This window comes from Pseudomonas sp. NUPR-001, assembly GCF_052147955.1.
Lineage (GTDB): Bacteria > Pseudomonadota > Gammaproteobacteria > Pseudomonadales > Pseudomonadaceae > Aquipseudomonas.
Genome location: NZ_CP197353.1, coordinates 3,946,733 through 3,969,525 on the forward strand (window position 1 = coordinate 3,946,733; position 22,793 = coordinate 3,969,525).

At 59.6% G+C, this 22,793-nt stretch carries 20 protein-coding genes; 11 read left to right on the plus strand and 9 right to left on the minus strand.

Annotation, left to right across the window (positions count from 1 at the left end):
• The first annotated feature begins 9 nt into the window (after positions 1 to 9).
• From ACP6KB_RS17885 to ACP6KB_RS17895, 3 genes are all read left to right on the plus strand, one after another.
• The gene (locus ACP6KB_RS17885; protein ID WP_442108658.1) at positions 10 to 1,632 is read left to right on the plus strand and encodes an acyl-CoA synthetase; all 1,623 of its coding nucleotides are present in this window, start codon (positions 10 to 12) and stop codon (positions 1,630 to 1,632) included.
• A gap of 24 nt (positions 1,633 to 1,656) precedes the next feature.
• Positions 1,657 to 3,426 carry an acyl-CoA dehydrogenase C-terminal domain-containing protein gene (locus ACP6KB_RS17890; protein ID WP_442108660.1) on the plus strand — a complete coding sequence of 590 codons (1,770 nt, stop codon included), beginning with the start codon at positions 1,657 to 1,659 and terminating at the stop codon, positions 3,424 to 3,426.
• 190 nt (positions 3,427 to 3,616) lie between these two features.
• Positions 3,617 to 4,624 (plus strand): FecR family protein, encoded by a 1,008-nt coding sequence (locus ACP6KB_RS17895; protein ID WP_442108662.1) that lies wholly within the window; start codon positions 3,617 to 3,619, stop codon positions 4,622 to 4,624.
• A gap of 29 nt (positions 4,625 to 4,653) precedes the next feature.
• Here the strand turns inward: ACP6KB_RS17895 and ACP6KB_RS17900 are convergent, their stop codons facing one another.
• On the minus strand, positions 4,654 to 5,973 hold the full coding sequence (locus tag ACP6KB_RS17900) for a Na+/H+ antiporter family protein (RefSeq protein WP_442108664.1): 1,320 nt from the start codon (positions 5,971 to 5,973) through the stop codon (positions 4,654 to 4,656).
• Between the two features lie 260 nt (positions 5,974 to 6,233).
• Between ACP6KB_RS17900 and ACP6KB_RS17905 the strand changes: the two genes are divergently transcribed.
• From ACP6KB_RS17905 to ACP6KB_RS17925, 5 genes are all read left to right on the plus strand, one after another.
• Positions 6,234 to 8,381, plus strand: a complete 2,148-nt coding sequence (locus ACP6KB_RS17905; RefSeq protein ID WP_442108666.1) for a methyl-accepting chemotaxis protein — start codon at positions 6,234 to 6,236, stop codon at positions 8,379 to 8,381.
• A gap of 146 nt (positions 8,382 to 8,527) precedes the next feature.
• Positions 8,528 to 9,541, plus strand: a complete 1,014-nt coding sequence (locus tag ACP6KB_RS17910) for an ABC transporter substrate-binding protein (RefSeq protein WP_442108668.1) — start codon at positions 8,528 to 8,530, stop codon at positions 9,539 to 9,541.
• Entirely contained in the window at positions 9,538 to 10,404 is an 867-nt protein-coding gene (locus ACP6KB_RS17915) for an ABC transporter permease (RefSeq protein ID WP_442108670.1), read from the plus strand. Before ACP6KB_RS17910 ends, ACP6KB_RS17915 begins: the two co-directional genes overlap by 4 nt.
• Positions 10,405 to 10,452: 48 nt before the next feature.
• Positions 10,453 to 11,319 carry a LysR family transcriptional regulator gene (locus ACP6KB_RS17920; protein WP_442108674.1) on the plus strand — a complete coding sequence of 289 codons (867 nt, stop codon included), beginning with the start codon at positions 10,453 to 10,455 and terminating at the stop codon, positions 11,317 to 11,319.
• A 109-nt stretch (positions 11,320 to 11,428) separates the two neighbouring features.
• Positions 11,429 to 12,346: an AEC family transporter gene (locus ACP6KB_RS17925; RefSeq protein ID WP_442108676.1), complete on the plus strand. Its 918-nt coding sequence runs from the start codon at positions 11,429 to 11,431 to the stop codon at positions 12,344 to 12,346.
• Positions 12,347 to 12,358: 12 nt separating this feature from the next.
• Here ACP6KB_RS17925 and ACP6KB_RS17930 read toward each other — a convergent pair whose 3' ends face one another.
• The 5 genes from ACP6KB_RS17930 to ACP6KB_RS17950 all read right to left on the minus strand — a co-directional run bounded on the left by ACP6KB_RS17930 (position 12,359) and on the right by ACP6KB_RS17950 (position 16,178).
• A complete protein-coding gene (locus ACP6KB_RS17930; protein ID WP_442108678.1) occupies positions 12,359 to 13,459 on the minus strand; it encodes a polyamine ABC transporter substrate-binding protein in 1,101 nt (366 codons plus the stop codon).
• A gap of 103 nt (positions 13,460 to 13,562) precedes the next feature.
• On the minus strand, positions 13,563 to 14,891 hold the full coding sequence (locus ACP6KB_RS17935) for a sensor histidine kinase (RefSeq protein WP_442108679.1): 1,329 nt from the start codon (positions 14,889 to 14,891) through the stop codon (positions 13,563 to 13,565).
• Positions 14,888 to 15,556, minus strand: a complete 669-nt coding sequence (locus ACP6KB_RS17940) for a response regulator transcription factor (protein ID WP_442108680.1) — start codon at positions 15,554 to 15,556, stop codon at positions 14,888 to 14,890. Before ACP6KB_RS17940 ends, ACP6KB_RS17935 begins: the two co-directional genes overlap by 4 nt.
• On the minus strand, positions 15,556 to 15,870 hold the full coding sequence (locus ACP6KB_RS17945; protein WP_442108681.1) for a PepSY domain-containing protein: 315 nt from the start codon (positions 15,868 to 15,870) through the stop codon (positions 15,556 to 15,558). Before ACP6KB_RS17945 ends, ACP6KB_RS17940 begins: the two co-directional genes overlap by 1 nt.
• A complete protein-coding gene (locus ACP6KB_RS17950) occupies positions 15,870 to 16,178 on the minus strand; it encodes a PepSY domain-containing protein (RefSeq protein ID WP_130264005.1) in 309 nt (102 codons plus the stop codon). The genes ACP6KB_RS17945 and ACP6KB_RS17950 overlap by 1 nt, the downstream gene beginning before the upstream one ends.
• A 158-nt stretch (positions 16,179 to 16,336) precedes the next feature.
• Between ACP6KB_RS17950 and ACP6KB_RS17955 the strand changes: the two genes are divergently transcribed.
• Together ACP6KB_RS17955 and ACP6KB_RS17960 are read left to right on the plus strand one after the other, a co-directional pair.
• Positions 16,337 to 17,416, plus strand: a complete 1,080-nt coding sequence (locus ACP6KB_RS17955) for a patatin-like phospholipase family protein (protein WP_442108682.1) — start codon at positions 16,337 to 16,339, stop codon at positions 17,414 to 17,416.
• A 235-nt stretch (positions 17,417 to 17,651) separates the two neighbouring features.
• Positions 17,652 to 18,839 (plus strand): tyrosine-type recombinase/integrase, encoded by a 1,188-nt coding sequence (locus ACP6KB_RS17960; RefSeq protein ID WP_442108683.1) that lies wholly within the window; start codon positions 17,652 to 17,654, stop codon positions 18,837 to 18,839.
• Here ACP6KB_RS17960 and ACP6KB_RS17965 read toward each other — a convergent pair.
• The gene (locus tag ACP6KB_RS17965) at positions 18,811 to 19,323 is read right to left on the minus strand and encodes a lysis protein (protein WP_442108684.1); all 513 of its coding nucleotides are present in this window, start codon (positions 19,321 to 19,323) and stop codon (positions 18,811 to 18,813) included. The genes ACP6KB_RS17960 and ACP6KB_RS17965 overlap by 29 nt on opposite strands.
• Complete coding sequence (locus ACP6KB_RS17970; protein WP_442108685.1) at positions 19,320 to 19,940, minus strand: glycoside hydrolase family 19 protein; 621 nt, start codon at positions 19,938 to 19,940, stop codon at positions 19,320 to 19,322. Before ACP6KB_RS17970 ends, ACP6KB_RS17965 begins: the two co-directional genes overlap by 4 nt.
• A gap of 228 nt (positions 19,941 to 20,168) precedes the next feature.
• Between ACP6KB_RS17970 and ACP6KB_RS17975 the strand changes: the two genes are divergently transcribed.
• Positions 20,169 to 20,306 (plus strand): hypothetical protein, encoded by a 138-nt coding sequence (locus ACP6KB_RS17975; protein ID WP_442108686.1) that lies wholly within the window; start codon positions 20,169 to 20,171, stop codon positions 20,304 to 20,306.
• 118 nt (positions 20,307 to 20,424) lie between these two features.
• Here ACP6KB_RS17975 and ACP6KB_RS17980 read toward each other — a convergent pair whose 3' ends face one another.
• Positions 20,425 to 22,656, minus strand: coding sequence for a hypothetical protein (locus ACP6KB_RS17980; protein ID WP_442108687.1), 2,232 nt, complete (start codon positions 22,654 to 22,656; stop codon positions 20,425 to 20,427).
• Between the last annotated feature and the right edge of the window lie 137 nt (positions 22,657 to 22,793).

Sequence of the window (22,793 nt, forward strand, 5' to 3'; positions counted from 1 at the left end):
GAACACTTCATGTCGATTTTCTCCCAGGGCCTGGCGCCCGCCCCTGTCAATCACCAAGCCCTGAGCCCACTGAGCTTCATCGAACGCACGGCTGCCGTCTATGGTCAGTACCCGGCAGTGATCCATGGCGCTATCCGCCGCAATTGGCAACAAACCTACGAACGTTCACGTCGCCTGGCCAGTGCCTTGGCCGGACGTGGTATCGGCCAGGGCGACACGGTAGCGGTGATGCTGCCGAACATTCCGGCGATGCTCGAAGCGCACTTTGGTGTACCGATGATTGGCGCCGTGCTCAATGCCCTGAACGTGCGCCTGGACGCTGAAGCCATCGCCTTTATGCTCGAACACGGCGAAGCCAAAGTACTGATCACCGACCGCGAGTTTCACAACGTCATCGCCGGGGCACTGGCGCTGATGGAGCACCCGCCGCTGGTGGTGGATGTTGATGACCCGGAATACGGCGAAGGCCAGGCGGTCAGTGATCTGGATTACGAGGCATTTCTTGCCGAAGGCGATCCCGAGTTCGCCTGGCAGTGGCCCGAAGACGAGTGGCAGGCCATCTCGCTGAACTACACCTCCGGTACCACCGGCAACCCCAAAGGCGTGGTTTACCACCACCGTGGCGCCTACCTCAACGCCCTGGGCAACCAGATGACCTGGGCCATGGGCAATCACCCGGTATACCTGTGGACCCTGCCAATGTTTCATTGCAACGGCTGGTGCTACCCGTGGACAGTCACCGCGCTGGCCGGCACCCATGTGTTCCTGCGCCGCGTTGATCCGCAGCGGATCCTGACCCTGATCCGCGAACATCAGGTCACCCATCTGTGCGGCGCACCGATTGTGCTCAATGCCCTGATCAACATGCCCGACTCGGCCAAAGCGGCCATCGATCACCCGGTCAACGCCATGGTGGCCGGTGCTGCACCACCGGCCAAAGTCATTGGTGCGGTCGAAGAAATGGGCATCAAAGTCACCCACGTCTATGGTCTGACCGAGGTCTATGGGCCGGTGACCGTGTGCGCCTGGCACGCCGAATGGGACGAGCAACCGCTGGCCGAGCGCGCGCGAATCAAGTCCCGCCAGGGCGTGCGCTACCCGACCCTGGAAGGCCTGATGGTCGCCGACCCGCAAACCCTGGAGCCAGTGCAACGTGACGGTAATACCCTGGGCGAGATCTTCATGCGTGGCAACACGGTGATGAAGGGTTACCTGAAAAACCCCGAAGCCACCGCTGAAGCCTTCCGCGGCGGCTGGTTCCACACCGGCGACCTGGCGGTCTGGCATGCCGACGGCTATGTCGAAATCAAGGACCGGCTCAAAGACATCATCATCTCCGGTGGCGAGAACATCTCCACCATCGAGGTCGAAGACACCTTGTACAAGCACCCGGCTGTGCTTGAAGCGGCAGTCGTCGCCCGCCCGGATGAAAAATGGGGAGAAACCCCATGCGCCTACATCACCCTCAAAGCGGGCTGCGAGCACACCCTTGAGGCCGACATCATCAGCTTCTGCCGTGAGCACCTGGCTGGCTTCAAGCTGCCCAAGACCGTGGTCTTCAGTGAACTGCCGAAAACCTCCACCGGCAAGATCCAGAAGTACCTGCTGCGCGACTGGGCCAAGGCGCTCTGATCCCTCTTTATAGCGAGACCCTGTATGCCTGAATTCAACGCTCCGCTGCGCGACATGCGCTTTGTTCTGCACGAAGTCTTTCAGGGCCCTGCCCTGTGGGCGCGCCTGCCGGCTCTGGCCGAGCGGGTAGACGCCGACATGGCCGAGGCCATTCTGGAAGAAGCGGCAAAAATTACCGGCCAGTTGATTGCCCCGCTCAACCGCAGCGGCGATGAACAGGGCGTGACCTTCGACAACGGCCAGGTGCGCACCCCGGACGGTTTTGCCCAGGCCTGGCAAACCTACCGCGAAGGCGGTTGGGTCGGGCTGGCTGGCAACCCTGAACTGGGGGGTTTGGGCATGCCGAAAATGCTCGCCGTGCAGTTCGAGGAAATGCTTTACGCCGCCAACTGTAGCTTCAGCCTCTACTCGGCACTCAGCGCTGGTTGCTGCCTGGCGCTGGATGCCCATGCCAGCGATGCCCTCAAGGCCACCTACCTGCCGCCGCTGTACAGCGGTCAGTGGGCGGGCACCATGTGCCTGACCGAACCGCATGCCGGTACTGACCTTGGGATCATTCGCACCAAGGCCGAACCCAGCGCCGATGGCAGCTACCGTATCAGCGGCACGAAGATCTTCATTACCGGTGGCGAACAGGACCTGACCGAAAACATCATCCATCTGGTGTTGGCCAAACTGCCCGATGCCCCTGCCGGGCCCAAGGGTATCTCGCTGTTTCTGGTGCCCAAGTTTCTGCTCAATGCCGACGGCAGCCTCGGTGCGCGTAACCCGGCACACTGCGGCTCACTCGAACACAAAATGGGGATCAAGGCTTCGGCCACCTGTGTGATGAACTTCGACGGTGCCACGGGTTACCTGATTGGCGAAGCGAATCGCGGTCTGGCGGCGATGTTCACGATGATGAACTACGAACGCCTGTCGATCGGAATTCAGGGCATCGGCTGCGCCGAAGCGTCTTATCAGAACGCCGCCCGCTATGCCCAGGATCGTCTGCAAAGCCGAGCTGCCACTGGTGCGCAGGCGCGTGAGCGGATTGCCGACCCGATTATCGTTCACCCCGATGTACGCCGCATGTTGCTGACCATGCGGGCGCTGAACGAAGGTGGCCGAGCCTTCGCCACTTACGTCGGCCAACAGCTGGACATCGCCAAGTACGCCGAGCACGTCGAAGAACGGGACATCGCACAGCGCCAAGTGGCCCTGTTGACCCCGGTGGCCAAGGCGTTTTTCACCGACACCGGTCTGGAAAGCTGCGTGCTCGGCCAGCAAGTGTTCGGCGGTCACGGCTATATCCGCGAATGGGGCCAGGAACAGTTGGTGCGCGATGTGCGCATCGCGCAAATCTATGAAGGCACCAATGGTATCCAGGCCCTCGACCTGTTGGGCCGCAAGGTGGTGGCAGACGGCGGCAGGGCCCTGGCGGAATTCGTTGCCGAGATTCGTCAGTTCTGTGAAGGCGGAACGCTTTATCGCGAGGCACTGCTCAAAGCCACCAGCGATCTGGAAACCACCAGCCAATGGCTGCGCGATCAGGTCGCCAGCGATGCCAACGCCGTTGGCGCAGCCTCGGTCGAATACCTGCAGCTGTTTGGTTATGTCGCCTACGCCTACATGTGGGCGCGGATGGACAGCGTGGCCGAAGCGAAGCTCACACAAGATCCGGCATTCTACGGGGCTAAGCGCGCCACCGCCGCCTTCTACTTTGCCCGCCTGCTGCCGCGCACCCTGTCGCTGCAAGCCAGCATTGGCGCCGGTAGCAGCTCGCTGTTCGGCCTGGCGGCTGAGCAGTTCTAAGGCAACCTGCCAGCCGATGGTCGATAAAGGCTACTGCGCTTACCCCGTCAGCGACGGGGTAACGCGGTATTTCGGTGATTTTGTAAGACTTTTCATAGTAAAAAATCCTACAAATGATAGTCATTCGCCATTATCTCGGGTTCTCGCCGCCTACCCTGCAGAGGTAGAATAGGCAAAACCGGGAGCCTAGATGAACCACACCAGCAACAGCGCCGACGATTACGATGCCATTACCGATGCCGCCGCGCAGTGGTGCTTGCGCCTGCAAGCTGAAGACTGCACGGCCGCCGAGCGTCAGGCATTTGAGCAATGGCTGGCCGCCAGCCCGCTCCATGCCCAGGAATATCAGGCCATGCTGGACATCTGGCAAACAGCCGACCATTTGCCACGCAGCAGCACACCCGGTCAGGTCATCCTGCTTCCCCAGCGCCGCCGTAGTGCCTGGCGCCACTATGCCTCGGCAGCGGCAATCGCCTTGCTGGCCCTGCCTGCAGGGGCCTGGGTTGGCTGGGAACAAGGCTGGTTGCCGAACAGCTACCAATACCTGGAAAGCGGCGACGCTATCAGCCATGTGGTGCTGCGCGACGGCAGTCAGGTCGAACTGAACCTCGGCACTGAATTGCGCTTCACCAACTACAAAGATGTGCGCAAGGTCACCCTGGTCAAAGGCGAAGCCTTCTTCAAGGTGCAGCACGACAGCCAGCACCCGTTCATCGTCCACGCCGCGCAGGGCCAAACCCGTGTGACCGGCACCCAGTTCAATGTGTGGAAGTATGAAGATCAGGTCAAAGTGACCCTGGTCGAGGGTTCGGTGCTGGTCAGCAGCGATGCCCGCGATGCCGATGGTGGCTACCGCCTCGGCCCTGGCATGCAGGCCAGCTATCAGGCCGGTGACTTCGAACCCCGCCTGAACCAGACCTACGCCCATGACACCAGCCTGGCCTGGCGCAATGGCAAACTGATTCTCGACAACCTGAGCCTTGCCCAGGCCCTGCCGCAAATCAACCGTTACCTGGATGAGCCCTTGATGCTGGCCGACGAAAGTACCGGCAGCATTCGTATCAGTGGCGTCTACGACACTCACCAGATCAAGCGTCTGGTCAGTAACCTGCCCAAGGTGCTGCCGGTTTACCTGACCCGCAACAACGACGGCAGCATGCTGCTGAACCGCATCTCACCGGCGCCAGCACGGGGCTGAGCCTTGCGCTCAACCCCGTAGCCTGCTCACTACAGCATCATCGCCGCCAGCCAGCCGAACGCCAGCAACGGCAAGTTGTAGTGGATGAAGGTCGGCACCACAGTGTCCCAGATGTGGTGATGCTGGCCGTCCACGTTCAGTCCCGAAGTCGGGCCCAGGGTTGAATCCGAAGCCGGCGAACCGGCATCGCCCAGCGCCCCGGCAGTACCGACGATGCACACGGTGGCGACCGGGTCGAAACCCAGCTGTACGCACAGCGGCACGAAGATCGCGGCAAGAATTGGCACGGTAGAGAACGACGAGCCGATACCCATGGTCACCAGCAGGCCCACCAGCAACATCAGCAGTGCGCCAACGCCTTTGCTGTGGTCGATCCAGAGCGCCGAGGTCTCCACCAGGCTCTTGACCTCGCCGGTAGCCTTCATCACTTCGGCAAAACCGGAGGCGGCAATCATGATGAAGCCGATCATGGCCATCATCTTCATGCCTTCGGTGAACAGGTCATCGGTTTCTTTCCAGCGCACGATGCCGGACACCGAGAAAATCAGGAAACCGGCCATCGCCCCGATGATCATCGAGTCGAGCCACAGCTGAATGATGAATGCCGCGGCAATGGCAACACCGGCCACCAGCAGGGTCAACGGGTTGTAGCGCACCGCCACCTGCTCGACCTGTTCGATTTTTTCCAGGTCGTAGACGCGCTTTTTGCGGTAGCTGAAAAACACCGCCAGCAGCAAGCCGAACAGCATGCCCGCCGCCGGGATAGCCATGGCATGGGTGACGTTGACACCACTGACATCCACGCCGCTGCGGCTGACGTTGGCCAGCAGGATTTCATTGAGGAAGATGTTGCCGAAACCAACCGGCAGGAACATATAGGGCGTTATCAAACCGAAGGTCATCACACAGGCCACCAGACGCCGGTCGATCTGCAGCTTGGTCAGCACATAAAGCAGCGGCGGCACCAGCAGCGGAATAAAGGCAATGTGGATCGGCAGAATGTTCTGCGAAGAAATGGCCACTACCAGCAGCAGACCGATCAGCAGCCATTTGACCTTACCGCCATCGGCGTGCCCCTGCTGGCCAACCATCGCCAGAATACGGTCAGCCAGGGCATGAGCCATGCCCGACTTGGCAATCGCCACGGCAAACGCACCGAGCAAGGCGTACGACAAGGCCACCGTGGCACCACCACCCAGGCCACCATTGAAGGCCTTGAGCGTGCCTTCGATACCCAGACCACCGACCAGCCCGCCCGCCAACGCACCGACGATCAAGGCAATCACCACATGCACGCGGGACAGACTCAAGATCAGCATGATGCCGACCGCGGCAATTACTGCATTCATTCCTGTGACCTCTAGAAACCAGACAAAAAGCGACCGACCCGGCGACAAACTACTTAAAAGCAGCGGCCGAGCGATAGGTATTGTTATGGAGGGCGCACACTCTGAAGCAGGCCCCTTCGCTTGTCAAAGCGCATTGCGCAACAAGCGTCGTAGGAATGAACGAAAACGACGCATTTAAATTGACTGTTTGAATAAAGAACGCGGCAAATCCGCCGATAACGTCGGCAGCCTCAATCTTTTTTGGATCATAGGACTTCGCCATGTCATTCAGACAGCTTTCCATTCAGTGGAAAATCACCCTGCTGGCCGGTTTGTGCCTGGCCAGCATCGTTACCCTGCTGGTGGGCCTTTCGCTGTACCGCATGGAGCACAGCTCGGAGCTGGTGAAAACCAGCAGCATGCAAATGCTCACCGAAGCGGCCCAAGGGCGCATCGAGTCCCAGGGTGAAGTCCAGGCCTTGAACATTCGTCGCCAATTCATGGACGCCTATCAGTACGGCGCCGGGTTCTCCCGTCAGGTGCTGTTCCTGCGTGAGCAGGCGGAAAAGCGCTTTCTCGATGCGTTCGACCTGCGCGAAGACCTGACCCGCCAGGTACGCGCCGCCCTGCAGGCCAACCCCGAACTGCTGGGGCTGTCGCTGGTGTTCGAGCCCAACGCGCTGGACAACAAAGACGAGCTGTTCGTTAACCAGGAAGAGCTGGGTAGCAACGAAACCGGCCGCTTTGCCCTGTACTGGTCACAACCGACCCCCGGCCAGCTGACCTCCATGGCCTTGCCGGAAAAAGACATGGCCGACACCAGCATTGGCCCGAGCGGCGAGCCGGCCAATACCTGGTCGGTGTGCCCACGCACCACCGGCAAAACCTGTGTCATCGAACCCTACTTCTACGAGATCGACGGCCAGCAAGTGCTGATGACCAGCATCGTGTTTCCGCTGAAAGCCGGCGACAAGGTGATTGCCACCCTGTCGATCGACATCAACCTCAACAGCCTGCAGGCCATGAGTCAGCAAGCCAGCCGCAACCTCTACCAGGGCCAGACCCAGGTCAGCATTCTCAGCCCGGTTGGCCTGCTGGCCGGCTACAGCCCGGACGCCAACAAGCTGGCGCAACGCATTGACCAGATCGACACCGAGAAAGGTGCGGAACTGGTTCGCCTGCTGGCCGACAGCACACCGCTGCACAGCATCCATCATAAGGAGCGCCTGAAAGTGCTGGCCTCCTTCGCGCCGATCCCTGGTGGCAAGTCATGGGGGGTGCTGCTCGATGTACCGGAAAGCGCCCTGACCGCCCCGGCCGAAACGCTCAAGCAGGAACTCGACCGCAGCAATACCAGCGGCACATTGATTGAGCTGGTGCTCGGCGCCGTGGCAGCCATCGTTGGCTTGCTGCTGATCTGGCTGATGGCACGCAGCGTCACCCGGCCGATCCTCGGTGTCGCGGCGATGCTCAAAGACATCGCCAGCGGTGAAGGCGACCTGACCCGCCGCCTGAACTACGACAAACGCGACGAGCTGGGCGAGTTGGCCGGCTGGTTCAACCGCTTCCTCGACAAGCTGCAACCGACCATTGCCGAGGTCAAGCGCTCGGTGCAGGCCGCGCGCGACACCGCCGACCAGTCTTCAGCCATCGCCAGCCAGACCAGCGCCGGCATGGAACAGCAATACCGCCAGGTCGATCAGGTTGCCACCGCGTCGCATGAAATGAGCGCCACCGCGCAAGACGTCGCTCGTAGCGCCGCACAAGCCGCTCAGGCCGCCCGTGAAGCCGATCAGGCAACACGTCAGGGGCTGGCCGTCATCGACCGCACCACCACCAGCATCGACACCTTGGCGGCAGACATGAGCACGGCCATGGCGCAGGTTGAAGGCCTGGCCGAGAACAGCGAGAAAATCGGCTCGGTACTGGAAGTCATCCGCTCGATCGCCGAGCAAACCAACCTGCTGGCACTCAACGCGGCCATTGAAGCGGCCCGCGCCGGTGAAGCCGGCCGCGGTTTTGCGGTGGTTGCCGATGAGGTGCGCAACCTCGCGCGCCGCACTCAGGAGTCGGTGGAGGAAACCCGACAGGTCATCGAAGAACTGCAGGCCGGCACCCGTGAGGTGGTTGGCGCCATGGACAGCAGCCATCGTCAGGCCCAGGGCAGCGTCGATCAAGTTGGCCAGGCGGTTACCGCCCTGCAGCAGATCGGCGATGCGGTCACGGTGATCAGCGACATGAACCTGCAGATCGCCAGCGCCGCCGAAGAGCAAAGCGCCGTAGCCGAGGAGATCAACAACAACGTGGCGACCATTCGTGATGTGACCGAATCGCTGTCTGGCCAGGCCAACGAGTCGGCCCGCGTCAGCCAGTCGCTCAACAGCCTGGCCAACCAGCAGCAAGGCTTGATGGATCAGTTCCGCGTCTGAAGCCCCTTCCTTTCACTGCTCATTTCCTGGGCGCGCGGCCTCTGCCAGCGCCCAGGATCGGCTAGCGCAGCCTCCCCTGCTGCATTGCCTCCCCCTCGTCGTCTACACTTGCCCGAATCTGTACACCCGCCAACGACGAGGCGCCGATGAAGAACATCCCGACCCTGCTGGCTGGCCTGCTGCTGGCCCTGAGTCTGGCGAGTAACACCGCCGCCGCTGCCGATCAGCGCACGCCCATCCACTTTGGCGACATCACCTGGGAAAGCGGGGCATTGACCACCGAAATCCTGCGCCTGATCGTCGAGAAGGGTTACGGCTACCCCACCGACACCCTCCCCGGCAGCACCGTGAGCATGGAAGTGGCGCTGGCGCGTAACGACATTCAGGTGATCGCCGAAGAATGGGCAGGCCGCAGCCCAGCCTGGATCAAGGCCGAGCAGGCCGGTCAGGTGTTCGCGCTTGGCGACACGGTGAAAAATGCCGATGAGGGCTGGTATGTCCCGACCTATGTGATCAAGGGTGATGCGGCTCGCGACATCCAGGCGCTGGCCCCCGAGCTGCGCGCTGTGAGTGACTTGAAGCAGTACAAATCGGTGTTCGCCGACGCAGAAGCACCCGACAAAGGCCGCTTCCTCAACAGCCCCAGCGGCTGGACCTCTGAGACGGTCAATAGCCAAAAACTCAAGGCCTATGGCCTGGACCAGGACTACGTCAATTTTCGCAGCGGCTCCGGCGCGGCCCTGGATGCTGAAATCACCTCGGCGATCCGCCGCGGCAAACCAGTGCTGTTCTACTACTGGTCACCGACCCCATTGATGGGCCGCTTCGCCCTGACTCGCCTGGAAGAACCGCCCTTCAATCAACAGGCCTGGAACACCCTCACCGACGCCAGCAACCCCAACCCGCAAGGCAGCCGCTCACTGCCGGCGAAACTGTCGATCGGCGTTTCCGCCGCGTTTCGTCAGCACTATCCTGAGCTGGTCGAGGTGTTTACCCGGGTCGACCTGCCGATCGAGACTTTGAACAAGGCCCTGGCGCAGATGAGCGAAACCCGCGAGCCCGCCAAGGCCGCCGCGCAACGCTTCATGCGTGATCACCCGGATATCTGGAAAGCCTGGCTGCCCGCTGAGGTCGGCAAACGCGTCGAGGCCAGCCTGTGAGTGAAGGCTTTCCACAGGCGCTGCATTTTTCCTTCGCGGATGCGGTTAACCGGTTTGTCGACTGGCTGGTGCTGGCTTACGGTGATCAGTTACGCGGGGTTTCCGATGGCTTGCTGCAACTGCTGGTCGGCCTGGAAAACCTGTTGCGTGCTACGCCCTGGTGGCTGTTGCTGCTGATTGTCGCCGTGCTCACCTGGCATGCCAGCCGCAGCATCGTCCGGGCGCTGGTGCTGACCGGCCTGCTGTTTCTGATTGGCGTGATCGGGTTGTGGGACAAACTCCTGCAAACCTGTGCACTGGTGCTGGTGAGCACCGCACTGTGCATCCTCATCGGCGTACCCATCGGCATCCTGCTGGCCAGCCGCCCTCGGGCGCGGCAACTGATGATGCCAGTGCTCGACGTCATGCAGACCCTGCCGAGCTTCGTCTACCTGATCCCGGTGTTGATGCTATTTGGCCTGGGCAAAGTCCCGGCGATTTTCGCTACTTTGATCTATGCGCTACCACCTTTGATCCGCCTGACCGAACTGGGTTTGTCGCAGATCGACCCGTCCCTGACCCAGGCCGCACAAGGGCTGGGCGCCGGGCGCTGGCAACGCTTGCGCCGGGTGATGCTGCCATTGGCGATGCCCAGCATCATGGCCGGGCTCAATCAGTCGGTGATGATGGCCTTGTCGATGGTAGTGGTGGCCTCGATGATCGGCGCACGCGGCCTGGGCGAAGATGTACTGGCAGGCATTCAGACGCTCAACGTTGGCAAAGGCGTTGAAGCTGGCCTGGCGATCGTCGCACTGGCAATGGTGATCGACCGGATTACCCAGGCGTATGGCCAGCCGAAGTCGGGTGCTTTCAATCAGCGTTGATCAACGCCATCATGAACGCCGTCTTCCCACCACAATCGGAGCCTGCGTTTGTCGCTCAAAGCCCTGCGCACCCTGGTGACCATCGCCCGTCACGGCAGCTTTGCCCGAGCGGCGGATGTCTTGAGCCTGACACCTTCTGCCGTCAGCCTGCATATTCGCAGCCTTGAAGAAGAACTGCAGGTCAGCCTGTTCGACCGTAGCCGGCGCCAAGTCAGCCTGACCCCAGCCGGGCATCTGGCGGTTGAGCGCGCCGAAGGCATTCTGGCCGCTTACGATGACATGGCTGATGCGCTGGTCAGCGGCCCGGGCCTGCGCGGACGCATCAAGATCGGTGCGATTCAAACTGCGCTCGCCGGGCGCTTGCCCGCGGCACTGGTGCAGATCAAGGCTGAACACCCGCACCTGCATATCAGTGTGCTCTCCGGCATGTCGGCCGAGCTTGCCCGCCGCGTTGAAGACGGCGAACTGGATGCGGCGATCACCACCGAGCCCGTACCGCCCTACCCGGCGAACCTGAACTTTACGCCGCTTTACACGAACCGCTTCTGGGCTGTAGCGGGGCCTGCCTATGCCCACTTGAGCCTGCGGGAGTTGCTTGCCAGCCAGCCCTTCCTGCGCTTCGACAAACGCGCCTGGGCCGGACGCATCATTGAACAGGAACTGCGCAAGCAACAGCTTGCCGTCAGCGAGCAGATGGAACTGGACAGCCAGCAAGCGCTGACGCACATGGCCTCGATGGGCCTGGGGGTGGCCATCGTGCCGCTGGCAGATGAAGACCTGCAGCGTTTGCCAGCGGTAACCCTGCTGCCTTTTGGCGAGCCGCAGCGGGTGCGCTATGTCGGTCTGCTTGAGCATGCCAACAGCCGTCGCCGTCACCTGACGGCGGCATTGACCGCTGCACTGAATCAACTGTGAAGTTTTTCTCAACAGTCGATTGAGAATTCAGCGTTTTTTTCTTTCAATGCTACGGGCTAGCCTGAGTCATCTCCTGCCAGGGAGTAGTGCCTCATAGGGAAATTGCCTGATGCTGAGTTTGATCCTCGCCACTATCGTGCCCATCGCCTTGCTGATTGCCTTGGGCCGCGGCCTTCGTCTGCTGGGTTTTCTTGGCGAGCACTTCTGGCCGGCGGCCGAACGCCTGAGCTACTTCGTGTTGCTGCCTGCACTGTTCATGCATGGTCTAGCCACCGCTGACCTGACCGGCCTGCCGGTGTTCGACATGGTGGCAGTCCTGCTGCTTTCGACCTTGATCGGTGCGCTGGTGATTGTGCTGTGCAAGGGCTTCGCTGCCAGCGACGATGCCAGTTTCACTTCGGTATTTCAGGGCGGTATACGCTTCAACAACTACATTGGTGCGACGCTGGCCGCTGGGATCTATGGCAGCGGTGGCATTGCCCTGGCGGCGGTGGCCAATGCGGCCATCGTACCCACTGTGAATGTGCTGTGTGTGTTGGTCTTCGCCCGTTACAGCGGCACGCGCAGTTCGGCTCGCGCGGTGCTCAAAGCGATCTGCAGCAATCCGCTGATTGTCGGTTGCGCGTTGGGTATCAGCTTGCGCCTGAGTGGTATTGGGTTGCCTGCCGGTATCGAGCCGACTCTTAAGGCGCTCGGTCAGGCCGCCTTGCCGCTGGGTTTGCTGTGTGTCGGCGCAGCGCTGGGTAGCAGCGCCCAAGGGCTCAGCCCTCGGCCGTTGCTGATGGCTTCGGTGTTCAAGTTCCTGGTACTGCCGCTGACCACCTTTGGCGTCTGCCGGGCACTCGGCCTCAGTGGTCAGGCAGCGATCATTGCCCTGCTGTTCCAGGCCCTGCCCACCGCGTCGTCATCCTATGTAATGGCCCGGCAAATGGGCGGCAATGCGCCGCTGATGGCTAATATCATCGCCTTGCAGACGCTACTGGCAGCGCTGACACTGCCAGTGATGCTGAGCCTGACCCTGGTGTAAGCCAAGCGGGTATTACTTGTCCGACTTGATGCTGGTCCAGACGCGAGTGCGCACACGTTCAAGCTTCTGTGGCAATGGCTGCACCACGTACAGCTTCGCCAGCGCATCCTGAGTCGGGGTGAGGTTCGGGTTGCCAGTGATTTCTGGGTTGATCAGCGCTAACGAATCTTTGTTGGCGTTGGGGTAGCCGAGAAAATCGCTGATGGGCGCAATGACTTTCGGCTCCATCAGGTTGTTGAGGAACTCATGGGCTTCAGCGACGTTCTTCGCGCTTTTCGGGATCGCGAAGGTATCGAACCAGATCGGCGCGCCCTCTTTCGGCAAACGCCAATCGACCACCACACCATTACCCGCCTCTTTGGCACGATTGCCAAACTGGTAGAAGCTGCCCGAGTAGCCAATTGCGACGCAGATGTCACCGTTGGCAATGTCAGTCATGTATTTGGCCGAGTTGAAGTAGGTGACATAGGGGCGCACCTTCAGCATCAGCGCCTTGGCTTTTTCGTAGTCATCAGGGTTCTGGCTGTTCGGATCGAGGCCGAGGTAATGCAAGGCCAGCGGCAGGATTTCCGAAGGCGAATCGAGCATCGCCACACCACAGGACTTGAGCTTCTCCATGTTCTCCGGCTTGAACACCAGATCCCAACTGTCTACCGGCGCCTGCTCGCCCAACGCCGCCTTGACCTTGGCCGGGTTGAAGCCGATCAGCACGGTACCGTACATGTAGGGCACACCGTACTGGTTGCCGGGGTCGTTCTTGTCGAGCAACTTGAGCAGTGCGGGGTCTTGATGGCTCCAATTGGGCAGCTTGCTCTTGTCCAGCTTCTGAAACACGCCGGCCTTGATCTGGGTGTCGAGGAACTGATTCGAAGGAACTACCAGGTCGTAACCGGAGTTGCCGGTGAGCAATTTGGCTTCCAGTGACTCGTTGGTGTCGAAGGTGTCCCAGGTCACCTTGATACCCGATTGCGCGGCAAAGTCCTTGGGCACCGACGGCAGCATGTAGTCTGCCCAGTTGTACACCCTCAACTCGCGCACTTCAGCATGCACAGCGCCGGCCAACAGTGTCAGAGCTCCGGCGCTGACAGCAAGCATACGTTTCAGTGTGACCATGGATAATTCCCCTGAGATTGGCCACCTGATTCTTGCTGAGGGTTTTATCCACTTACAGTGTGAGGTTGGCCAAAAAGAGATCGTAATGGCCAATCTTCATTGGTCAGCGCTCGCTGTCCTGCCGACGTGGCAACTCGATACTGACCCGCAACCCTCCCAGAGGGCTGTCCAGCAGCGCCAATTGCCCGCCCCAGACTTCAACGATGTCACGCACGATGCCCAAGCCCAAGCCGTGGCCATCCACCTGTTCATCCAGCCGGGTACCACGCTCAAGCACGTGCTGACGGTTGCCAAGGGGAATGCCCGGGCCATCATCATCGATGTCCAGCCGATAATGCTCGGGCAGCGCCTCGATACTCAACCGCACTTCGCTGTCGGCCCATTTGCAGGCGTTGTCCAACAGGTTGCCCAGCAGTTCGAGCAAATCCTCACGGTCCCAGGGCAACAACAGCCCCGCGGGCACCTGCTGACTCAAGTGCAGGCCTTCACCATGGATCATGCTCAAGGTCGAAAACAGCCCGGGCAACTCGGCATCACAATCGAATTGCGCGCCCGGCAGGGCGTCCCCCGCCAAGCGCGCGCGATTGAGTTCACGGCTCAAGCGCTGCTGAATCTGTTGCAGTTGCTCACGCAGTTGCACACGCACCTGTGGCGCACCTTTGAGCTGCTCGCTGGCGGCCAGGCTAAGCAGTACGGCCAACGGCGTCTTCAGTGCATGCCCCAGGTTGCCCAAGGCATTGCGTGAGCGGCGCAGGCTGTCTTCGGTGTGAGCCAACAGGTGGTTGATCTGGGCAACCAGAGGTTCGAGTTCACTCGGTACCTGAGTGTCGAGTTGCGAACGCTTGCCTTGCTGCAACTGAGCGATCTGCTCGCGCACGCGCTCAAGCGGGCGCAGCGAGCGCTTGACCGTGATGCGTTGCAGCACCAGTACCAGTATCAAGGCAACCAGTCCCAGCCCCAAGCCGATTTGCTGCATGCGCCGGAATTGATCGCGTACCGGGGTGTAATCCTGGGCAACGCTGATGGCGATCGACTGACCGAAACGCCGGTAATCGCTGCGCAGCACCAACAGTTGCTGGTTTTCCGGGCCTAGTTCCAGGTCGGTGTGCAAGCCGCTGGTAGCCGGCGTTGGCATTTCCAGATCCCACAATGAACGTGAACGCCAACTGCCGCCGTCGAAATCAATGCGAAAATAGTAACCGGAGAACGGCCGCTGGTAGGCCGACGAAATTCGTCGCTCATCCAGCTCAAGACCAGATTGCCCGCGCACCAGCGCGATCAGCAGGTTCTCGCTTTCCTTGCGCAGCCCCGTTTCCAGATAACGCTGCAAGCCCACTTCGAACAACCACAAGCTCAACTGCGCCAGTGCTACGCCTACCAGCACCAAGACCGCTATCAAACCGAGACTCAAACGCGCCTGAATCGACTTCACTCGGCACTCCCGGCATAACGATAACCCTGGCCGCGGTGCGTTTCGATGACACTGCGCCCGAGTTTGCGGCGCAAGTGATTGACGTGAACTTCGAGGACGTTGGAATCGCGCTCGGTTTCTCCGTCATACAGGTGTTCAGCCAGGTGGCTCTTGGACAGAATCTGCTGTGGGTGAAGCATGAAGTAGCGCAACAGGCGAAACTCGGCGGCCGTCAGTTGCACATCGACACCGTCGCGAGTCACGCACTGGCGCCCCTCATCCAGCTGCAGGCCGGCGGCTTCCAGGGTCGGCTGGTTGGCCAGGCCGCGAGCGCGGCGCAGTAAGGCCTGCACCCGTAGCATCAGCTCTTCCGGATGAAAGGGCTTGCTCAGGTAATCGTCGGCACCGGCCTTGAGGCCCTCGATGCGCTCCGCCCAAGAGCTGCGCGCAGTAAGAATCAGCACCGGTGTCGCCAGACCAGAGGCTCGCCACTGAGCTAGCACTTCCAGCCCCGGTAACCCTGGCAGGCCCAGGTCAAGAATGATCAGGTCATAGGGCTCACTACTACCCTGATAGACCGCGTCACGACCGTCGGCTAGCCAATCGACCGCATAGCCCTGACGCTGCAGACCTTGCGTCAGCTCATCGGCCAACGGCACGTTATCTTCGACCAGCAACAGACGCATCAGTCATCTTCCTCATCTTTGAGCAACATTCCATTGGATGCATCAAGTTTGATCTCACGCACCACGCCTTCAGGGGTCAACAACTCGACTTCATACTCGTAGCGCCCATGCTTGTGCTCCAGCTCCGCTTCCAACAACTTCGCCCCGGGATAGCGGCCCAGGGCGTCGTCAAGCAGTTTCTCCAGTGGCAGGATGATGCCCTGCTGCCGCAGCTGCAGGGCTTCGTCCTGATCCAGATCGCGGGCCGAAGCCTGAATGCAGAACACCACCAGCGCAACGAGCGAAAGGCTTACTGCTCGCAGGGGAACGCTCATCAGGTGTCCTGCGCGTCCTTCAGGACTTCACCGGTTTTGGCGTCCAGATCCACATCCCATTCAACGTTCTGGGCATCACGCAGCTCGACTTTGTAGACATAGCGGCCGTAGACATCTTCCAGCTCGGAATCTTTGATGGTGGCACCAGGGTGCTTGGCCAAGGCCTTGGCGTTCAGGTCGTCCAGCGACATGATGGTCTTGGCCTGAACCAGCTTAACCACGTCGCTGGTTGGAATATCTTTAGCCAGCGCAACGTTAGCGCTCAGGGCAAGGGCAGCGGTGGCGAACAGGGCAGTCAAAGTTTTCATAAGGTCTCTCCGTTGAGATGAAAGTGTTTCTACGAGGCCTAGAGTAACCAACCGAACTTAATTGAAGCTGAAATTAACTGGCGACATGATAGCGCACCCCTGGCCCACAACTGGAAAGCGGTTCTTTATAATGCGCCGTTCCAGACAGCGAGGCCCGTATGAGCGCCATTCATATCAAGTACCCGGCCCTGACCCTCAAGGCCGGCAACCATGCCTTCAAGCGTATCCGCGAACGTGGATTGCAGGCTGCCGATGTGGGCGTGCTTCCGGGCGCTGCGGGCGGCCCCAAAGCCCTCGGTATTCAGGGCCTGGACCTGGCGCTGTTCGGCCACTGGTTGCCCGGCGCGCCGCGTGAACGGGCGTTGATTGGCGCGTCGATTGGCTCCTGGCGCTTTGCCAGTGCCTGCCTGCCCAACCCCGCCGAAGCGTTGCAACGCCTTGGCCAGCTGTATACCGAGCAGGACTTCGCCAAAGGCGTAACCCAGGCCGAAGTCAGCCGCAGTTGCCAGCGCATGCTCGATGAACTGCTGCAAGGCCGCGACGCACAGATACTTGAAAGTCCCGATTACCGCTTGAACATCATGGTGGTGAAAAGCCACGGATTGCTGGCAGATGATCATCGCGCACGTCTGGGGATCGGCCTGTCTTCGGTAATCGCCGACAACCTGGTTGGACGTGCACGGCTAGCCCGCCACTTCGAGCGCATCATCCTCCACGATGCGCGAAGCAACCCACCGCTGCAGCCACTCACAGACTTCCCATCACGGTGCCTGCCGTTGGATGTGAGCAATCTGCGCCATGCCTTGCTGGCGTCGGGTTCCATTCCGATGGTGATGGAGGGCGTACGCGATATACCGGGGGTTGGCCAAGGCACTTACCGAGATGGCGGCTTGCTCGACTATCACCTGGACTTGCCGTATCAGGGCGACGACATTGTGCTCTACCCACACTTCACCGATAAGGTGATCCCTGGCTGGTTCGACAAAGCCCTGCCCTGGCGACGCGCTAATACCCAACATCTTCGCAATGTGCTGCTGGTAGCCCCCTCAAGCCAGTACCTGGCGGGCCTGCCCTACGGCAAACTGCCAGACCGCAGCGACTTCAAGCGCTTTATGGGTGATGCAGGCAGCCGTCAGCGTTACTGGCACAAGGCGATCGCAGAAAGCCAACGTCTGGGTGACGAACTGCTGGAGTTGGTAGAAACCGGCAAGCTGCACATGCAACTGCAACCGCTGTAACGGCCATGCTGGTAAACTGCTCACCAGCATTGGCTTTCAGAGTTGAGACATCGTGGAAATTTTCAAAGAGTTCACGGTTGGCTCCTGCCTGAAATCGAGCGATATCACGAAGCGCTCTACCCCATGGAATACGGCCAGCTAGGCGTATCACCTCGTATCACGCAACACCTTCCCAATGCACTACAGCTAGTACATCATTCAGTACATCGAGAATTTTAAGTAGGAGAATGTACTAGTGGCCCTCACGGACACCGCTGCCAGGCAGGCAAAACCGAAGGACAAGGCGTACACCATTGCCGACTCTCTCGGTCTCTTCCTTTATATAGCTCCCAGCGGTGTCAAAAGCTGGCACTTCCGGTTCACCTGGCTGGGCAAGCAGGCGCGGATATCGTTCGGGACTTACCCGGATGTTGGTTTGAAAGATGCACGTGCGCGTCGTGACGATGCGCGCGAAGAGGTGGCGCAGGGAATTGACCCGCGCGAATCGAGGAAGGAAAAGAAGGCAGGCCGGATCGAGGCCCAAGGAAGGACCTTTCGCCGGGTCTATGAGGAATGGATTGAGTTCAGGAAGGGAAGCATCTCGGCCGGGACGCTCAGGGTGATATCCAATGCCATGGAACTGGACGCTCTCCCGGCATTCGGCGACAAACAGATCGACGCTATTAAGCGCGCTGAAGTCATCAGTCTAATTCGCAGCATCGAGAAGCGCGGGGCGGTCACCCAGGCTGTGAAGGGACGCCAGTGGATTAGCCAGGTGTTTCGCTACGCCATCGCCATCGGCTTGATGGATGTGGACCCGACGTCAGAAATGCACACGGTCACCGCGAAGATCGACCAGCATAGCCACCGGCCGTTTCTCGATTTCAGCGAAATGCCAAACATCATGAAAGCAATCATGAGCTGCGAGACTGGCCACCAGATCCGTTCCGCCACCCTACTGATGATCTACACCACATCGCGCCCAGGCGAAGTAAGGAATGCCGAGTGGTCGGAAGTCGACCTTGAGGAAAAGACCTGGACCACTCCGGCCGCCAAGATGAAGATGCGCCGAGACCACGTAGTACCGCTGCCAGATCAGGCCGTAGAACTACTCAAGTCAATGCTCCCGATATCTGGACACCTGCGCTACGTGTTCCCCAAGCGTGGTGACTCGACAAAGCCGATTGGCATCAATTACGCCCAGCGTGTGATGGACATGTGCGGCCTACTTGGCAAGCAGTCGCCACACGGCTTTCGTCACATGTTCTCCACCGAGATGAACGGACGCGGCTACAACCGCGACTGGGTTGAGCGCCAGCTGGCCCACGCGGACACCAGCGTAATCCGCGACATCTACAACCATGCGACGTACCTGGACCAGCGTCGGGAGATGATGCAGGAATGGGCTAACCTGATCACAAACCAGGCTGACACACCGTCCTGATGTAGGCCTGTGCCGCCCTCAAGGCTGCTTGGTCGGCAATGATCCCGGCCCGGATATCGAGAACAGATCGTCCAGCAGCTTGAGTGAGTTCGACGGCTCCTGCATCACCCAAGCCGGAGGCGCTGGTGGTGCCGGGCACGTCGCCGCCACCGGCACGACAACTTCCCGCGATCCGCAACCGGCGATCCCCATCAGCAACAGCGCGGCGCAGGCGGTTATTCTCATTGAGCGCATCGGTCTTTTCCTTGGTGGTTATGGTGTCGAGGTCGTGAAGCGCCTGCTCGGCGGCCTGCTGCTTCTCCAGCGCCAACCGCGATTGCGTTGCCGCGGCATTGGCGATCGTCGCCAGGTCCTGCTGGTGCAAGCTGGACTGCTCAGCCAATTGCTTTTCATAGCGCCAGCCCTGCACTTTCCATGTGGAAAAACAGGCAATGGCCACCAGCAGCGCGGCGCAAGCCAGTGCCAACCAGCCGCGAGCAATCACACCAGCACCTCCATCGCTCGGTCGTACAACGCCTTGCGCTCAGCAGCACCATGTGGCACCCGACCAGGCTTACCGGTGTTGATCACGCTGCCGATGTCCTGAAAGCGACCGGCGTCGGCCAGTTCGTTCAGCCCATGCTTCACCCACCACCAAGCAGCGGACATCGCGGCATGCTCCGGCTGCTCGAGTAGTTCTGGCTGATCCTCCAGCGGCAGGGCCAGGCCGACTCCGGCGGAGGCGTAGTTCGCCCGACCAGTGAGCTGAATCAAGCCGCGTCCACGGTACCGCCAACCGTCCCCAAGACGAGTGTTTCCCATGCGACCGCTGTAGACGGTGTTGGCGATCTTCTCCGGTTGCCGTGCGCAGGCGGCCGCCGACTCCGTGGTGAACCGGCTGGGCCAGGTACGCACCAATGCTTCGGCGCTATAGTTCAGATTCTCCACCAGGTTGCGCAACTGGCCCGACTCATGCCCAGCCTGGGCAAGAAATGCAGCTTGGCGAACCCGGCTATCGATCTTGAATCTAGCCATGGCCCGGTTTAGCGCGGGTAAAAAAAAGCCCGCAACTGGACGGGCTTTGGGCATGATCTGCAGCAACTGCTGCTCGGTGATCGTCATTCACTTTTCTCCAGAAATAAAAAAGCCCGCACTGGGCGGGCTCTTGAATTGGGCAGATGGCAGGTGATCCCAAAGCGCCACGATGACAGGATTTCCGCCCCTTTGTGGATCCATATTCCAATTCGTGCGAAAATTCTTACATATCATTAGAAACTGCAATAGCGACTGCTTAACCGTCTTGCAGGGAATGTATTTCATAAAAGGAGCTGAAGCGTGAGCAGGAAAGGTATGAGCGAAGATGAGTTGAGCCTGATGTTCAATGACCACCCAGAAGGCAAAGCCCTCCCCCCTGGTTATCACGTAAAATTCATCTTGGTGGTTTGCTCAGTCGCCGCCATTGTAGCGGCGGCGTACTACTTAATCTGATTCGAATGACCACCGATTTTCCATTGGCGCCCAAAGATGTTCGAATCGGGGTTGGGGCAACCATGCGCCCAACCCAAAGCGTCAGGTCCTGATGCTTCCATCCTAGACAGATCCGGTTTCAAGCGAAGCCAGCTACCCTCACTAGAGGGACGCGCACTTGTAGCGAGACCACTGTTGGCACCCCAGATGAGCCAGCATCAGTAAACACAGTTATAGCGCCACTTGCCGAAATGTTAACGAGCATGGTCTTTCCGGTTGCATCAGGCATTGATCTGTATTGTCTACCCAGAAGATTGCCAGGGATTCCTGGGACTGTAGCCACCAGGGTTCCAGACACAACCGGATTTATGTTGAGGAGCAGGTCCATGCCTTTGGCATAGAAGCGATATTTGCTGATGCCGGCGTAAGTCAGGGTCTGGTTACTAGCGGCCGACAGGTTTAGCGGGCGCCATCGCGCATTGTTGGTCACGTTGTCAAGCTTACTAGCTTTTACTCCGAGCGTTTCTCCGATGGCTGCAGCCACGGTCCTATGACCGATGCTTTGACTCAGGTGCACGTCGTCGTAGGTAAAGTTGATCGTTGTCGTGATGTAGGCGGCAGGCTGTACCGTTCCGTTTATATGCAGCATGTTGGGGAATGGGATGTAGGTTGAGTTCGGAACATTGAGCGCCAGGCGCATCAGCTCTTGCCGTATAGCGTTGTTGTCGGCGTTGATGAACAGGAAGTCCGGGATGATCAGCCGCGTGCCGTACTGGTTTGCATACTGGATTAGCCAGTCGATGCGCTGCTTGTAGTCGAGCAGAGCGGCACCGCTAGCGCTCCTGTCATTTGCTGCGAGCGCCCAAATCAGCGCTCGGCAGCCGCGGCACATTTCCTTGATGACGTTTTCTGCGACGTAACGCCCTGCGCGCCCGTCGCGACTGAAGTTGTTCAGTTGGAATTCAAGGCCTGTCGAATCGTTCAGGTAGGAAATGCCTGTGATGCGGACGGTGCCACTGATAACACGGACGCGATAGTTTGTGTTACCAGCTGCAAGTGGTGAGCATGCATAGGTGCTCGACACCTCAAGTCCGACACCTATGCCGGTAGTGGTAATGGTGTCAACAATGGTTGCGCCGCCGTTGATTGAGATCTCAAACGACCCAGTTACACTGCCGTCATACCAAATTTTAAAGTGAGAAGACTCTACGCTTTGGTTGAATCCAAGCGTGGCGTTAGCTTGAGTTGACTCTCTTGCATACCCTGCCGGCGTATGCCCGGCCGCTGCGTCAAACAGCTCGGTCCAGGTTCCGGTCATGCTAACCGTATGTATTTCAGTACCTGTCCCGTTGGTGGTGTAAGGAGTAACAAATCCGTAGGAAAAGATCCCGTACTTCTCGTTCAGAGCATTCCCCAGGATTCGAACCCAAGCATTTTCTGGGATGGAGTTTCCAAAGGTTGTACCAGCCCCCGCTCCAAATGCGATCGAATCACCGAGAATGTTGACCTTATGCCCTTTTATCGCGCCGCTGTTGGCAAGCCAGCTATTGATCTCGTTTAGCGTGCTGTAACGTTCGTAATTTGCTTCTCGAATTGCGCGCCCAATGGTTGAACCAGCGAACTGGCCAAGCTGGGAATGAACCAACAGGTCAGATGAAGACGGCGATTCAACCACAGCCTGCAGACTTTTTACTTTTCCCCCAACGGTGTTTGGAGCATATGCGTTGGCATCTCCATAACCAATTAGGCCTGCGCCACTGGTGGCAGACCCAGAGCCGGACATGCCTTGAACCGTTCGGGTGATTCCATTCGGATCGATGTAAAGAACATTCGAGGCCAGATTAATTGGACCGGTTCCGGCGCCGATCAACGAACCCACATACACTTCCATGTGCTGCTTGGTTACAGCGTCCTGTTGCTCGGACGGATCGGCAACATTGGCGATGCGACGACCTTCCGCATCGTAGTAATTCTTGCCGACTGGCCGGAGCAGTGCACGCTTCAGGATCGAAAACCCTTGTTGGATCAACATCGTCAAGCGGTCAAAGACGTTTTCGTGGGTCTCCGCGAAGTACCGTCCTTGGTTTCGCAGGTCCGTTGGCTGCACTGCATCCATGACCCTGGAGATCGTCAAGCTTGCGCCTGGCGTAGCAAGGAATCCTGCTGCATATGCCGATGTCAGGGTGCCGCCACTTTGGCTGCCCTCGCCGGCCAGTGCGTACTGAGTTCCCTGCATGAGGGTTTCCGATGAACCATCCTGCTTTACCAAGACAGCTTCAATGTCAGAGTTCTGCAGGAACCGGTAGGGAATTGGGAAGGCCGGGCCGCCGGAGATGTACGTCACAACGTTATCGGTCGTCGATACGGTCAATTTTCTGTGCTCCAGAAATGCGAAAGCCCCGCACTTGGCGGGGCTCTCTGGCTTGCTGATGGATTACTGCAGGGCTTGTTTTGTGCCTTCGCTGGCGAAATTTGGCGAACTGGGATTGCGCTGGAAGTTAGCTTGCG